Consider the following 15,047-nt stretch of genomic DNA (forward strand, 5'->3'; position numbering starts at 1 on the left):
CGAAAGACGCGCGATTCGCTTGATCTGCCGAAGCTGATCAGTACGTTTGCCGCGATCACTCGCGACTGTATTGTTGACGTTTTGCTGTTCAGTTTTCAAGGTTCATGTTTGCTGTCGTTCCTGACGACTCTTACTATATTAAAGCACACCCTTTAGAAAGTCAACACTTTTGGTAAATTAAATTATATTTAAAAACCTTTCTTGATTCCCGCCACTCTTTTCATACAAAAAAAGAAGTTGTTCACCCCTCTGAAACAGATGGATCAAACAACTTTCTTCTATAATAAGCTTCCATTAAAATCAAACGGAATAATTATACAAATATCATTATTTGTCAGAATATTTACCATTTATCAAGAGCTTAGGAAAGTTCGCGACGGCCTTCGAGAGCTTTGGATAATGTGACTTCATCCGCATACTCCAAGTCGCCTCCAACTGGAAGCCCGTGTGCAATACGCGTAGTCCGGATGCCGGATGGCCTTACTAGCCGTGAGATATACATAGCGGTCGCTTCCCCTTCGATCGTCGGGTTCGTCGCCAAAATCAGTTCTTTTACTTGCTCGTCTTGAAGACGGGTCAAAAGTGATGGTACGTTGATATCTTCCGGCCCGATGCCATCCATTGGTGAAATGGCACCTTGCAGTACGTGATAAAGACCCGTGTAATCGCGCATCTTTTCCATCGCGATGACGTCTTTCGGATCCTGGACCACACAGATCATCGAACGGTCGCGGCTTGTATCCTGGCAAATCTGGCACGGGTCGACATCCGTAATGTGGCCGCAGACTGAGCAAAAGCTCAAATTGCGTTTGGCGTCGACCAATGCTTTCGCAAAATCAAGCACGGTGTCTTCTTTCATGCCGAGCACAAAAAATGCCAGCCGGGCCGCTGTTTTCGGCCCGATCCCTGGCAACTTCATAAAACTCTCCATCAATTTGGAAATAGGTTCCGGGTAGTGCATTATCGCTTACCTCCTAGAACATGCCTGGGATATTCAAGCCTTTCGTGAATTTCCCCATTGTGGAATTCGCATGCTCGTCCGCTTTTTTAAACGCTTCGTTTGTTGCAACGATCAATGTATCTTGCAGCATTTCAACATCTTCCGGGTCTACGACTGTCGGATCCAATGCGATATCAAGAACTTCTTTATGGCCGGAAACGGTTACTTTGACCATTCCGCCGCCTGCTGTTCCTTCAAATTTCAATGTGCCGAGCTCTTCTTGAGCCTCCGCCATTTGTTTTTGCATTTTTTGCATTTGCTTCATCATACCTTGCATATTTCCTCCACCACGCATAATTGGTTCCTCCTCAAATTTTGTATTCGTTAGTCATCATGGACTTCAACGAAATCCTTGCCGAAGAGCCGCTCCGCCTCAGAGACGAATGGATCTTCTTCAGGGCTTGCGCCGTCACCGGAAAACGGATTCTCTTCCTGTCCTTCCGGTTCCTGCGCGTCGCCTTCATTTTTCAAGCCGCCGTTGCGGATAAACTCTTCACGGATTTTCAGCCAATTGGCGTCCGGCACATAAACCGGCGTGTAAGCCTTGCCCGTATACTGCTCGAGCAATTGGCTGAACGCTGCAGCAAAAGTCTGATTTTCAGAAGCCATCTGGCAATGAATATCATACTTGAATTTTAACACAAAAGCATCCGGGGATGCCGCTACTGGCTCGGCATCGTTAAGCAATGCCGAATGCGAGCGCTGCAGTTGCCCCATCACGGTGGCCCAATTAGTTTTGATCGCCTGGATATCTGGTTTCGTTGCATTCTTCAGCACTTCCTGAATGCGGCCAGTTGGAATTTTAAAGGCGCTTTGCGAACGCTGCCGCTTTTTCTGCTCGGCTTGAGGCGCCGCATTATTCGAGCCGCCGCCTTCCTTCATTTGTTGCTGAAGTTCGCGTACCAATTGCTCGAGGCTCGCGACTTTCGCTTCAAGTTCAGGAGAGGGTGCACCTGCCCCGATGGTTTGGACGGGGGCGTCTGCTTGCACCATTTTCAGGAGTGCGGTTTCCATATAGATTTTCGTATGGTTGGAGAAGCGCATCTCTTGCTGGGTCTTTGTTAAAATGTCGATCCAGTCATAAAGTGTCGACGCTTCAAACTGTTCTGCCAGTTCTTCGAAACGCGGTTCGAAAGCGGCAAGCTCCAGCATGTCGCGCAACCCTGGCGCCGTTTGAATCAGCAATAAGTCGCGGAAGAAGGTAATGAAATCTTCCACTAAGCGCACCGGGTCTTTGCCGTCACGCACCAATTGCTCAAGCAAGGTCAACGCTTGCCCGACGTCTTTCTTCAACAATGCTTCGGCAATGCCGTAAAACATATCCTGGCTGATGGAACCCGTAACCAGAAGCGCATCTTCAATGGTCATTTCATCTCCGCTGAACGATACAACTTGGTCGAGCAGGCTGAGCGCATCACGCATGCCACCCGCTGCTGCCTGGGCGATGATTTTCAACACTTGCTCATTATAAGGAATCTTAGCATCTTCCAAGACGGTGATCATTCGCGCGACGATGTCCGCTTGTGTATGCGATTTGAAATCGAACCGCTGGCAACGGGAAATGATCGTCAGCGGCAATTTATGCGGCTCGGTCGTCGCCAAAATGAAGACGACGTGTTCCGGCGGTTCTTCCAATGTTTTCAACAATGCGTTGAAGGCGCTGTTCGACAACATATGCACTTCATCAATGATATAAACTTTGAACCGGGAGTTAGCTGGAGAAAAACGAACTTTCTCGATAATTTCCCGCATTTCCTCAACCCGTGAATTGGAAGCCGCATCGAATTCGATGACGTCTGTATTCGAGCCTTCGTCGATGCTCCGGCAAGAAGAACATTCATTGCACGGTTCCGCTGCTGGGGCTTGTTCGCAATTCAGCGCTTTAGCGAAAATTTTCGCCGCACTCGTCTTCCCGGTACCCCGAGGGCCTGAGAATAAATACGCGTGGGTCGTTTTATCATAAAGGAGAGCATTCTGAAGGGTTTGTTTGACATGCGTCTGGCCGGTCATTTCCGAGAAAGTCCGCGGTCTGTACACACGGTAAAAAGCTTGATACGCCACCTTGTTCTCCCCTTTTAAAAAGTCTATGTTCCGTCCTTTCATTATACCATAAAAGGGCCTTGTTCCCGAATCATTTCACCGGGCGCCACACATTCTGGACAGAAAAAAACCTGCCCGCAAGCTGCGGACAGGTTTGGATCATTTAGGTTAAGCCGTGCACCTTTCTTCGACTGCTGTACACAAGCGTTACTCATGTCGTTGGCTCGATCTAGGCAACCCCGCGGCACATAGAAAGTACCACTTAATGCTGCTTCCTTCCGGACCTGACATGGTTCATGGGTTTCCATTGCGCAGGACCCAGATGTCAACACTACGTGCATGAGGCAGACCTTGCATACAAACAGCCTCAGAAAGGAATTCAGTCCTGCTAGAGCGGATTGCAGGTTACAGGACACCGCTACCTTCCCACCTAGCACGGCATTTACTAGTATACGGAGTGCTGGAGGAAAAATCAAACATAAAGTTAATAGCGCGTAAAACAGGCGGCGATTATCTTCATGAACCGACCTTTCTATCGCTTTCTGTAAAAAACATAATTTTTTCTTTCAAAACTGTTGACGGGCTTTTAAATCCGTGATAAATTATATCTTGTCCAACACGGAGGAATACCCAAGTTTGGCTGAAGGGATCGGTCTTGAAAACCGACAGGGGAGTCAAATCCCGCGGGGGTTCGAATCCCTCTTCCTCCTCCATTTTTGAATACTACGCGCATGTAGATAGAGATTGATTCGTTGCTTCGGTAACGAATTTTTCTTAACAATCGTGTGTCTGAATATTATAAAAAACTCACAGATCAATTCTGTGAGTTTTTTTGTTGTCCTTATTTCCTGGGAAATAAAAAAGGCGGAGACAATTGTCTCCGCTTTTTTAGCGTTTCAATACAGCGGTCTGCTGCATGAATTTGCCGATGCGTTCCACGATTTGCTCTGAACAATCCGGATCGTTCATCAAATCATAGTCATTGATGTTGAGGCGCAGCACAGGACAAGCGTTGAACGAGTCGATCCAGCGTTCGTAGCGTTCGTGCATTTCCAGCCAGTATTCAACAGGCGTCTGCTGTTCCATTGCGCGGCCACGCTCTTGGATGCGTCCCAGAATATCGTCAATCGAGCCTTCTAAGTAAATCAATAAATCCGGATGCGGGAAATAAGGCGTCATGACCATCGCATCGAATAAGTTGGTATAGGTCTCGTAGTCGACTTCATTCATCGTGCCTTTTTCCTGATGCATCTTTGCAAAAATGCCGGTGTCTTCGTATATCGAGCGGTCTTGGATAAAGCCGCCGCCGTATTCAAACATCCGCTTTTGCTCTTTAAAACGCTCTGCCAGGAAATAGATTTGCAGATGGAAGCTCCATTTCTCGAAATCGTCGTAAAACAAATCAAGATACGGGTTACCGTCTACGTTTTCAAAAGATGTACGGAATTGCAGTGAATCTGCAAGTGCTTTGGTCATTGTCGATTTGCCAACGCCGACCGTTCCGGCGATGGTGATGACGGCATCTTTCGGAATGCCGTACTTGTCTCGTAAATTTTCATTCATATTGATAAGCTCCTTTTTTCAAGCGTGCCTTCCACATGAGTGAGAATCACTTCGAGGTCGGAACGGTTTTGCACAAAATCAAGTTTGTCTCCGTTAAAGCGCAATACCGGAATTTCCGGATGCTCGCGTTCGAAACGTTCGATGAATTCATGGTAGTCTGCAGACAATTGCTCCATGTAATCAGGCGTGATCATCTGTTCGAATTCACGGCCGCGCAATTTAATGCGCTTCATCAAGGTGTCGAGGCTCGCGTGCAAATAAATAACCATATTCGGCTTCGGCATATCGGCCGTCAAGATTTTATAGATCGCTTCGTATTTGGCATACTCTTCTTCAGGCAGCGTCCGTTTGGCGAAAATCAAGTTTTTGAAGATATGATAGTCCGCAACGACCGGCTCCTGGTTGGAGATGAATTTCTTTTGGATATCGCTCAATTGCTTATAGCGATTGCACAGGAAGAACATTTCCGTCTGGAAGCTCCATTCCTCGATATCTTCGTAAAATTTATTCAAAAACGGATTTTCATCCACGATTTCCTTCAGCAATTGAAACTGGTGTTGCTCCGAAAGTGCTTTCGTCAGCGAGGTTTTCCCCACTCCGATCGGACCTTCTACGGTGATAAATGGCACCGGCACAAGAAGTCCCCCTTCTTCGATTCAAGTAAAATGCAATGCCATTTATTTTACCATATCTCCAAAAGTAAAAGTAGAGCCAAATGGCGTTCCAAATTGTGTACGGCTTTGTAGTGCTTTGTCAGGACGAAAAGATGATACACTGAAAGTCGAGGAGCGATGAATCATGAACGGAATGGAAAAAGACCATTATTTTATGGGGCTGGCGATTGAAGAAGCCCAAAAAGCAGCCCAAAAAGGCGAGGTACCGATCGGCGCTATTATCATTCAAGGCGACCGCGTCATTGCGCGTGCCCACAATTTGCGCGAAACGACGCGTAATGCGGTGACACACGCCGAATTGCTCGCAATCCAGCAAGCCTGTGAAGCACTCGACAATTGGCGGCTTGAAGACACAAAGCTTTACGTTACGTTAGAGCCTTGCCCGATGTGCGCCGGCGCCATTCTGCAATCGCGCATCCCGCATATCGTCTACGGTGCCCGCGATAGTAAAGCAGGCTGCGTCGATTCGCTGTACCGCCTGCTGAACGACGAGCGCTTCAACCATCAATGCGAAGTGACCGAAAATGTCATGGCGGATGAGTGCGGCGGCTTGCTCACCCAGTTTTTCCGCGATTTGCGCGCACGCAATAAAAATAAACGGAAAACCCAAGCCTAGGGTTTTCCGTTTTTCTATGTCAAAAATTCCTTAATCAACCGATTCACAATCTCCGGCTGCTCATGATGCACCCAATGCGTCGCCTCGCCGACCCAAACAAGTTCGGCGTTCTCACAGAATTTCAAGCTTTCAGTTGCAAGCATCGGCGACAGAAACTGGTCGCCGAGACCCCAGATGATGCGCACCGGCATGCGCAGCGGGGCTTTTGGCATTTGCAGGAGACTCCCTTTTCGGATTGCCCGGTACCAATTGAGCATGCCCGTTAAAGCGCCTGGCTGGCTCCACGCATCTTTGTACCGTTCAAGTTCTTGGTCTGTGAATGCATCCGGCCTTGCAGTCCCTTTCATCGCCTGTTTGATCGATTCAAAATCGTTTGCAGCCATCAGCTTCTCCGGCACTTCCGGGAGCTGGAAAAACGCCATGTATGAACTTTTCAGCCATTGCAGCGGGTTTTTCATGAAAACACGTGGCATGGCTGTCGGATGGGGAATATTGATAGCGATCAGCTTTTTAACGTAGTCCGGCTTGCTTGCTGCCAAATGCCAGGCGACCGCCCCTCCCCAATCATGGCCGATAACAATCGCCGAAGTTTCCCCGAATGCTTCAATCAAACCGGCAATATCATCGCTTAGCTTATTAATCGTGTAGTCTTCTATTTGTTCCGGCTTATCGCTCAAATGATAGCCGCGCTGATCCGGTACGGCGACTCGATAACCCGAGGCGGCCAATTCTTCCATTTGGTGATGGAAGCCATAGGAAAATTCCGGAAATCCGTGAAGCAATACCACAAGTTCCCCATCTTCCGGTCCTGCTACCGCTGCGTGCAGGCGAATGCCATTGGTTTCAATCAAGTGAAATTCCACTTCTTGCATTTAAACCGCTCCTTTCACGTTTCTTATTGTTTACCCGTTTACTGCAAAAAAAAAAAGACCCGAAATCCATTCGGGTCTTTTCGTTCAGCGGATCGTCGTTTTTCCGCCCATATAAGGTTGCAAGACTTCAGGAATGGCAACAGAGCCATCTTCCTGCTGGTAGTTCTCAAGCAATGCCGCCACAGTCCGCCCGACAGCGAGTCCGCTGCCGTTTAGCGTATGGACGAATTCCGGCTTGCCTTTCGCTTCGCGGCGGAACTTGATGTTCGCGCGGCGCGCCTGGAAATCTTCAAAGTTTGAGCAAGAAGAAATTTCACGGTACGTCTCCTGCGTCGGAATCCATACTTCAATATCGTACTTCTTCGCTGCAGTAAAGCCAAGGTCTGCCGTGCACATCTTCAAGACGCGGTATGGAAGGCCCAACAGCTGCAACACTTTCTCTGCATGGCCCGTCAGTTTCTCAAGCTCGTCATAAGAATCTTCCGGTTTCACAAAGCGCACCAGCTCAACTTTATTGAATTGATGCTGACGGATCAAGCCACGCGTATCGCGTCCTGCAGAACCCGCTTCAGAGCGGAAATTCGCGCTGTAAGAAGCGAAAGCTTGCGGCAGCATATCCGCCGTTAAAATATCATCACGGTAGAAGTTCGTCACCGGCACTTCAGAAGTCGGGATGAGGAAATAATCTTCCTTCTCGATCAAGAACGCATCTTCCTCGAATTTCGGCAATTGCCCAGTGCCCGTCAAGCTTTCGCGGTTGACCATATATGGCGGCAGCATTTCCTCGTAGCCATGCTCCTCCTGGTGAAGGTCCATCATGAAATTGATGAGTGCACGCTCAAGGCGTGCGCCAAGCCCGCGGTAGAACACGAAACGGCTGCCCGTCACTTTCGCGGCACGCTCGAAATCGACGATGTTCAAATCGGTCGCGATGTCCCAATGCGGCTTCGCTTCAAAGCCAAACTCCGGCTTTTCGCCCCATGTACGGATTTCTTCATTATCGTCTTCAGAATCGCCGAACGGCACGCTGTCGTGCGGAATGTTCGGCACGCGCATCATGATGTAGTCAAGTTTTTCTTCCACTTCGCGCAGCTCATCGTCGATCGCTTTGATCTGGTCGCCGACTTCGCGTGTTTTCGCGATCGCCTCGTCCGCATTTTCCTTGTTGCGCTTCATGACAGCGATCTGCTGGGACGCTTCGTTGCGCTCTGCTTTCAATTTCTCGGTCTGGACGATCAGTTCACGACGCTTCTGGTCGAGCGCCCCGAAATCATCGAGTACGGAAATGTCTTCCCCGCGCTTTCCGAGCTTCGTTTTCACTTGTTCAAAATTTTCCCGTACAAAACGGATATCCAACATAGAAATTCCTCCTTAAGTATTCGTCAAATAAGAAAAAACAACGCAAAAATAGCCCCCGTCCCCTGGTAAAGGGACGAGAGCTACCCGCGTTGCCACCCTGATTGATCGGCAAAAGGCCAATCCTCTTCATCACATAACGGCATTAAAACCGGCACTGGCTCATCGCCATGCAACTCCGGGGTGGATTCAAACGCGTTTGACGCCGGTTCACACCAACCACCGGCTCTCTTACAGAAAAACTGCGCTTTACTATTCCCATCAACGTTTCTTCTTTGAAATTATTCATATTTTACTATAGTGCGCTTCGGTTGGCAAGAGTTCCCTGTTTTCGACCATGTCCAAAAACAATTGCATCAGCCGGTGGTCTCCGGTCAGTTCCGGATGGAATGAACAGCCAAGGAACGGCCCGCTCCGCGCCAACACAATGCGCCCCTCGTATTCACACAAAACTTCCACATCCACACCAGCACGCACGATATGCGGGGCACGGATAAATACTGCCGGAAACGGCGCGTCAATTCCCACAATATCCAGATCTGCTTCAAAACTGTCCACTTGCCTGCCGAAGGAGTTGCGCGCCACGGTCATGTCCATGACGCCGAGATGCGCAGCTTCCTGCCCATCAATTTCTTTTGCCAGCAGCACGAGCCCTGCACAAGTGCCGAACATCGGCTTTCCAGAATCAGCAAATTCTCTTAATGGTTCCATCAACTCCGCACGATCAATTAAACGGCGCATCGCCGTGCTTTCTCCACCCGGCAGCACCAACCCATCAAGGTCTGCCAACTCGGCTGCTTTCTTCACCACAACAGCCTCCGCACCGCATGCCTGAATCGCCTGTACATGTTCACGCACCGCTCCTTGCAGTGCCAATACACCGATTTTCATCGTTACCAGCTTCTTTCCTGCATGCGGTCCGCCGCACCGATTGTCGCCATTTCCAAGCCTTTCATTGCCGGCCCAAGATCTTTCGACAGTTTCGCAATCAACGCATAATCCTGATAATGAGCCGTCGCTTCTACGATGGCACGCGCAAAACGTTCCGGCTGGTCGGATTTAAAGATGCCGGATCCGACAAAAACGCCGTCCGCCCCAAGTTCCATCATGAGCGCTGCATCCGCTGGCGTCGCGATGCCCCCTGCAGCAAAGTTGACGACCGGCAAACGGCCGAGCAATTTCACTTCTCTCAAAAACTCATAAGACGCACCTAAGTCTCTCGCGGCTGTCATCAGTTCGTCTTCGCCCATTGCAACAATATTGCGCACTTCGGCATTCACTTGGCGCAAATGGCGCACTGCTTCGACGATATTTCCTGTGCCCGGTTCGCCTTTCGTGCGCAGCATCGATGCCCCTTCTCCGATGCGTCGTGCCGCTTCCCCGATATTGCGGCAGCCACAGACGAACGGCACCGTGTAATCATTTTTCAGCAAGTGAAATTCCTCATCCGCCGGTGTCAGCACTTCGCTTTCGTCGATATAATCGACGCCCATCGCTTCTAGCACGCGTGCTTCTGTAATGTGGCCGATACGCGCTTTTGCCATGACCGGAATTGATACGGCATTCATCACTTCTTCCGTGATGCGCGGGTCCGCCATACGGGCAACGCCGCCTTCTTTGCGGATATCGGATGGAACGCGCTCAAGCGCCATGACAGCCGTCGCCCCTGCCGCTTCTGCAATTTTCGCCTGTTCTGCATTGACCACGTCCATGATAACGCCGCCTTTTTGCATTTCTGCCATTCCACGCTTCACTCGATCTGTGCCTTTTTCACTCATCTGAAAATTCCTCCCTTTTGTTGGTTGTTTCCAGTATAATAAACTGTGACCATATAAAAAGACTCAGTTTACGTTAATTTAAAAGGTCAGTTGGAGGAACCCCAATGGATATGCTCATGTTCCAATTACAAAAACAATCAACCACACCACTATATAAGCAGCTTTATCGAGAAATCCGCACCGCCATCACGGCCGGTAAAATTGCGGTCGATACCAAGCTGCCGAGCAAGCGCAAACTGGCGGATTATCTGCAGATCAGCCAGACCACCGTCGAACTGGCCTATTCCCAATTAGTCGCAGAAGGTTTTATTGAACCACGCCCTCGAAAAGGATTTTTCACGATGCCGGTGGAAGAACTGGCTTATTTGGATCTGCCTCAAGAAGAAACAGCTATCCGCGATGTACCAAAACCCACTTATGTATATGACTTTAACCCAGCGCGCATCGATACCCGTTCATTCCCATTCCCGACATGGCGCAAAACGGCACGCGAAGTGATCGATGAAGAAAACCATGAACTCCTGCTCGCTGGCCATCCGCAGGGAGACGAGTCGCTGCGCGCTGAAATCGCCCGTTATTTATACCAATCCCGCGGTGTCGTGTGCAAACCCGAACAAATCATCGTCGGATCCGGGACCGAACAATTGATGCCATTGCTGATCCGGCTCTTCGATAAAAACTTGAGCTTCGGCTTTGAAAACCCTGGATATGCCTTAACCCATAGCATTTTCGAACACGATGACAGACAGGCCTTCCCGATTGCAGTCGATGAAGACGGCATCGATGTGCAGGAACTCGACAAAACCGTCGTCGACATCGCCTACGTCACCCCGTCCCACCAATTCCCGACAGGCTCGATTTTAAGCGCCACACGCCGCGCACAGCTATTGAACTGGGCGGCCGCAAGTCCCGAACGCTATATCATCGAAGACGATTACGACAGCGAATTCCGCTACACGAGCCAGCCGATCCCTGCCCTGCAAAGCATGGACGTCGGCGGTCGGGTCATCTATATCAGTACTTTCTCCAAATCAATCATGCCCTCGTTGCGCATTGCCTATCTCGTGCTGCCGCCAAGGCTGTTGAACGCCTACCGAAAGACCTTTTTGCATTACACGTCCACCGTGCCACGCATCGACCAACAAATCGTCGCGACATTCATGCAAAAAGGCCATTTCTCCAGACATTTAAACCGCATGCGCAAACTGTACCGGAAAAAGCTCGAATGTCTGACACAAGCACTTGTCCCTTATCAACCACTAGTGACTGTTTCCGGCGAGCAAGCAGGCATGCATGTCGTGTTGACCATCGATACCGAACGCACGGAACAAAACTTAGTTTCCTTGGCAAGTGATGCCGGAATCCGTGTATTCGCGATGCAGAATTACGACCTGCTTAAGCAAAAATCGGCTTCATCAAAAATCGTTCTCGGTTTTGGAGGTTTAGATGAAAGCGAAATCCAGCAAGGCATCACCCAATTGATGGCATGCTGGAATATAACAAAAACCAGCTCATCTGCTAAAAGATGAGCTGGTTTTTCTCAAAATAACCCCTTAATGAAATCCGCAGCACTTTTCATGGAAATGGCAAACCAATTGGCGCGCTCTACCGTTTCTGTCGCTGCTACATCCGCAGCGGGCTTTTCGCCTTTCAAGTACTCCACTTCATTGTTTTCAGAATCCAAAACTCTTACCTTACCTACAAGTTGGCCTTCCTCTACAGCTGCCTCAAGTGGTGCTCCTGCTGTTAATTCAAGCTCAGTCCGGTATGCTTCTTGCTGAGCGGATGGGACCAGCAAACGAACCGGTTCTTTAACCGCGACCGCGACGTGATCTTTTTCACCTTTCGCTACAGGGAGGGATTCCTGCCCCATAAACTGTTGACCTGCTTTCATGATCTCCGTTTCTTGAAATCCAAAGCCGTAATCCAACAATGCACGCGTTGCGTTAAAACGCGCATCGTAGGAACCCTCCCCTTCAGCATCGACCGCTTTCATCACTACCGCAATCAACCGTATTCCGTCACGTTTGGCAGTTCCTGCGAAGGAATGGCCCGCAAAATCTGTCGTCCCTGTTTTCAATCCATCCATTCCGTCATACTCATGGTCCATCCCAGGAAGCATCGTATTCCAATTGACCATGCGGATCTGGTCAGGCGTTCCTTTCCGGAACATCAATTCCGGAATTTTAGCAGTATCCAGAATTTCGGGGTAATCATCCAGCAAGGCTTTAGTCAGTATGGCAACCGAACGGGCAGACATCGTATTTTCTTCATCTTCTCCCGTCCCCTCAGGGTGCATGCCCAATAGAAATGAATTATTAAGGCCAGTTGAATTGACGAAATGTGCATCTTCAATACCCATTTCCTTCGCCTTATCATTCATCATTTGGACGAACTCTTTCTCAGTACCCGCAATCGTTTCGGCAATGCCAATCGTCGCTGCATTTGCCGAATAAATTGCCATTGCTTCATATAACTCTTTCATTGTATAGGAACCATCCCGGCGCAGTGGCACATTGCTCAAGCGTAAATCCTGCGAAATCCGGTGGCTATAATCTGTCACTTCATATTCATCGTCCCAACTGACGACACCTTCCTCGATCGCTTCAAACAAGAGGTATTCACTCATCATTTTGCTCATAGAAGCGATGCCAAGCACGGCTTTATCATTTTGTCCGTATAAAATCTGTCCGGTCTCTGAATCTACCACAATCGCTGCATCCGCCAATACAGGAACAGTTTCTTCCGCCTGCACGCGATTCGGCATCACGATCATGAGAACTACAGCCATTATCATTAATACTTGAACCCATTTCACTAAACTTTTCACTCGATTGTCCTCCATCAATTCATTCCTTCTGCTATTTTAGCATATTCTCTGGAAGCAAAACGAAAAATACCTCCTTAGGAATACCTAGGGAGGCGTCTGATCTTACATTGAATAATTCGGTGATTCTTTTGTAATTTGTACGTCATGCGGGTGGCTTTCGATTAACCCAGCACCGGTCATGCGGATAAACTGTGCGTCTTCACGAAGTGACCGCAAGTCTTTTGTTCCACAATAGCCCATGCCTGCGCGAATGCCTCCAAGCAATTGATGGATCGTATCCGTAAGCGGCCCTTTATAAGGCAAGCGCCCTTCAATTCCTTCTGGCACCAATTTTTTTGCTTCATCTTGGAAATAACGGTCTTTCGAACCTTTTTCCATAGAAGCAATTGAACCCATGCCGCGATAAGTTTTGAAGCGGCGTCCCTGGAAGATTTCAGTATCTCCTGGACTTTCAGTAGTTCCTGCAAGCAAGCTGCCTAGCATGACAACATGTCCGCCTGCTGCCAGCGCTTTGATGATATCTCCAGAGAACTTAATGCCGCCGTCTGCAATGATGGACTTGCCGTGTTTGCGAGCTTCTGTAGCGCAATCGTAAACCGCTGTAATTTGCGGAACTCCTACACCGGCAACAACGCGTGTCGTACAAATAGAACCTGGTCCAATGCCCACTTTTACGATATCAGCACCAGCTTCAATCAAAGCTTTCGTTCCACTTGCAGTAGCCACATTCCCTGCCACAATCGTCAGTTCAGGGTATGCTTCACGGATTTGGCTGACCATGTTCAGTACGCCTGCTGAATGGCCATGAGCCGTATCAATAACAATAACATCCACATGAGCTTTTACTAGCTGTTCGACACGCTTCATTGTATCTGAGGTAACCCCAACAGCAGCGCCAGCAAGCAAACGTCCCTGTTCGTCTTTTGCAGCAATCGGGAACTCAATCACTTTCTCAATGTCTTTAATGGTAATGAGACCTTTTAGCATGCCATTTTGGTCCACAATCGGCAATTTCTCGATCTTATATTGTTGGAGAATCTTCTCTGCATCTTCTAGAGTCGTTCCAACAGGAGCAGTTACTAATTTCTCTTTTGTCATTACATCTTTAATCTCTAAAGAGTAGTCCTGGATAAAGCGGAGATCGCGGTTTGTAATGATACCCACTAAAGTCAGGTCATCTTCGCTCTGTACAATCGGTACACCTGAAATACGGTATTTACCCATCAAATGTTCAGCATCATATACCTGATGTTGAGGAGTCAGGTAGAAAGGATCTGTAATGACTCCATTTTCCGAACGTTTGACAGTCACTACTTGTTCAGCCTACTCTTCAATGCTCATGTTTTTATGAATGACTCCAAGACCGCCTTGACGCGCCATTGAAATAGCCATTTTTGCTTCCGTCACAGTGTCCATCCCAGCACTAATAATTGGAATGTTCAACTTGATTTTCGGCGTCAGTTCAACTGACAAATCAATATCCTTCGGCAACACTTCTGAATGAGCTGGCACTAGCAATACATCATCGAAGGTTAACCCTTCTTTAAGAAATTTTGATTCCCACATAATTGACACGCCTCCTGCTTCCTTTTGAATATTATTGTAAGGTTATCAGCGGTTTCAGGGGGTGTCAAGAAACTGACAAAAGTAAAACTATTCCGACTAATGGATCATAAAATTTTCTGTATATCTTTCTCCATTTGTTCCGGTTCAACTTGAGGTTCGTAACGTTGAATAATAGTTCCTTGGCGATCAATTAGAAACTTAGTAAAGTTCCATTTAATCTCTCCACTTACGTCATTTGTACCCCAGGAAGTCAAATACTTAAAAAGTGGATCAGCAAGTTCTCCATTTACGTCTATTTTAGAAAAGACGGGAAAGCTCACTCCGTAATTCTTACGACAAAACTCCTGTGTTTCCTTTTGCGTGTGGAATTCCTGATCATTGAATTGACCGCTAGGAAACCCGAGAATTTCTAAACCTTGATCTTTATATTTCTCATACAGATGCTGTAAACCCTCAAACTGCGGAGTTAGCCCGCATTTGCTTGCCGTGTTGACAATAACCAATGGCTTCCCCTTAAAATTTTCTAGTTGTTCCATGTTGCCATCCGCTTGCTTTACTTCATAAGTATATAAATTACTCATCTTCATTCCACCTCTCCTTATCTTTAGCCTACCTTTGAAAAACTATCTTCACAAGAAATAAGAAAAACTTTCATACAAAAAAGACCGCTACCGGAATGAACCGGTAACGGCCTTTCTACTTGCCCAGCGACGTCCTACTCTCACAGGGGGAAACCCCCAACTACCATCGGC

General features: G+C 48.2%; 13 protein-coding genes, 1 tRNA gene, 1 other RNA gene, 1 pseudogene and 1 other annotated feature. Of the genes and pseudogenes, 3 read left to right on the forward strand and 13 right to left on the reverse strand.

Annotated elements, in window-relative coordinates; genetic code table 11:
• Positions 1-361: 361 nt before the first annotated feature.
• The 4 genes from recR to ffs all read right to left on the reverse strand — a co-directional run bounded on the left by recR (position 362) and on the right by ffs (position 3,479).
• Positions 362-961, reverse strand: coding sequence for a recombination mediator RecR (recR, locus tag DFR62_RS17175; RefSeq protein ID WP_058382249.1), 600 nt, complete (start codon positions 959-961; stop codon positions 362-364).
• A 13-nt stretch (positions 962-974) separates the two neighbouring features.
• Positions 975-1,295: a YbaB/EbfC family nucleoid-associated protein gene (locus DFR62_RS17180; RefSeq protein WP_121301399.1), complete on the reverse strand. Its 321-nt coding sequence runs from the start codon at positions 1,293-1,295 to the stop codon at positions 975-977.
• Between the two features lie 29 nt (positions 1,296-1,324).
• Positions 1,325-3,061 carry a DNA polymerase III subunit gamma/tau gene (dnaX, locus tag DFR62_RS17185; protein WP_058382251.1) on the reverse strand — a complete coding sequence of 579 codons (1,737 nt, stop codon included), beginning with the start codon at positions 3,059-3,061 and terminating at the stop codon, positions 1,325-1,327.
• 152 nt (positions 3,062-3,213) lie between these two features.
• An RNA gene (gene ffs, locus DFR62_RS17190) (signal recognition particle sRNA large type) lies at positions 3,214-3,479 on the reverse strand.
• 181 nt (positions 3,480-3,660) lie between these two features.
• Here ffs and DFR62_RS17195 point away from each other — a divergent pair.
• Positions 3,661-3,753 (forward strand) — tRNA-Ser (locus DFR62_RS17195).
• A 175-nt stretch (positions 3,754-3,928) separates the two neighbouring features.
• On the opposite strand, the gene DFR62_RS17200 is transcribed toward DFR62_RS17195, so the two are convergent.
• Both DFR62_RS17200 and DFR62_RS17205 read right to left on the reverse strand, forming a co-directional pair.
• Entirely contained in the window at positions 3,929-4,603 is a 675-nt protein-coding gene (locus DFR62_RS17200) for a deoxynucleoside kinase (protein WP_121301400.1), read from the reverse strand.
• A complete protein-coding gene (locus DFR62_RS17205) occupies positions 4,600-5,238 on the reverse strand; it encodes a deoxynucleoside kinase (RefSeq protein ID WP_112234005.1) in 639 nt (212 codons plus the stop codon). The genes DFR62_RS17200 and DFR62_RS17205 overlap by 4 nt, the downstream gene beginning before the upstream one ends.
• A gap of 163 nt (positions 5,239-5,401) precedes the next feature.
• Here DFR62_RS17205 and tadA point away from each other — a divergent pair, with 163 nt between their 5' ends.
• The gene (tadA, locus tag DFR62_RS17210) at positions 5,402-5,893 is read left to right on the forward strand and encodes a tRNA adenosine(34) deaminase TadA (RefSeq protein ID WP_121301401.1); all 492 of its coding nucleotides are present in this window, start codon (positions 5,402-5,404) and stop codon (positions 5,891-5,893) included.
• Between the two features lie 14 nt (positions 5,894-5,907).
• Here tadA and DFR62_RS17215 read toward each other — a convergent pair whose 3' ends face one another.
• The 4 genes from DFR62_RS17215 to pdxS all read right to left on the reverse strand — a co-directional run bounded on the left by DFR62_RS17215 (position 5,908) and on the right by pdxS (position 9,899).
• A complete protein-coding gene (locus DFR62_RS17215) occupies positions 5,908-6,765 on the reverse strand; it encodes an alpha/beta fold hydrolase (RefSeq protein ID WP_121301402.1) in 858 nt (285 codons plus the stop codon).
• 84 nt (positions 6,766-6,849) lie between these two features.
• Positions 6,850-8,124, reverse strand: coding sequence for a serine--tRNA ligase (serS, locus tag DFR62_RS17220; RefSeq protein ID WP_121301403.1), 1,275 nt, complete (start codon positions 8,122-8,124; stop codon positions 6,850-6,852).
• Positions 8,125-8,190: 66 nt separating this feature from the next.
• Positions 8,191-8,395: a binding site (T-box leader), on the reverse strand.
• An 11-nt stretch (positions 8,396-8,406) separates the two neighbouring features.
• Complete coding sequence (gene pdxT / locus DFR62_RS17225) at positions 8,407-9,012, reverse strand: pyridoxal 5'-phosphate synthase glutaminase subunit PdxT (RefSeq protein WP_121301404.1); 606 nt, start codon at positions 9,010-9,012, stop codon at positions 8,407-8,409.
• A gap of 2 nt (positions 9,013-9,014) precedes the next feature.
• Positions 9,015-9,899, reverse strand: coding sequence for a pyridoxal 5'-phosphate synthase lyase subunit PdxS (pdxS, locus tag DFR62_RS17230; RefSeq protein WP_121301405.1), 885 nt, complete (start codon positions 9,897-9,899; stop codon positions 9,015-9,017).
• Positions 9,900-10,003: 104 nt separating this feature from the next.
• Here pdxS and pdxR point away from each other — a divergent pair, with 104 nt between their 5' ends.
• The gene (gene pdxR, locus DFR62_RS17235; protein ID WP_121301406.1) at positions 10,004-11,428 is read left to right on the forward strand and encodes a MocR-like pyridoxine biosynthesis transcription factor PdxR; all 1,425 of its coding nucleotides are present in this window, start codon (positions 10,004-10,006) and stop codon (positions 11,426-11,428) included.
• Between the two features lie 11 nt (positions 11,429-11,439).
• Here the strand turns inward: pdxR and DFR62_RS17240 are convergent, their stop codons facing one another.
• The 3 genes and pseudogenes from DFR62_RS17240 to DFR62_RS17250 form a co-directional block, all read right to left on the reverse strand.
• Positions 11,440-12,729: a D-alanyl-D-alanine carboxypeptidase family protein gene (locus tag DFR62_RS17240; protein ID WP_244201663.1), complete on the reverse strand. Its 1,290-nt coding sequence runs from the start codon at positions 12,727-12,729 to the stop codon at positions 11,440-11,442.
• A 102-nt stretch (positions 12,730-12,831) separates the two neighbouring features.
• A pseudogene (gene guaB / locus DFR62_RS17245) lies at positions 12,832-14,295 on the reverse strand (IMP dehydrogenase).
• 104 nt (positions 14,296-14,399) lie between these two features.
• Positions 14,400-14,876: a glutathione peroxidase gene (locus tag DFR62_RS17250; RefSeq protein WP_058382260.1), complete on the reverse strand. Its 477-nt coding sequence runs from the start codon at positions 14,874-14,876 to the stop codon at positions 14,400-14,402.
• Positions 14,877-15,047: the final 171 nt, after the last annotated feature.

This window comes from Planococcus citreus (assembly GCF_003664125.1).
GTDB lineage: Bacteria > Bacillota > Bacilli > Bacillales_A > Planococcaceae > Planococcus > Planococcus citreus.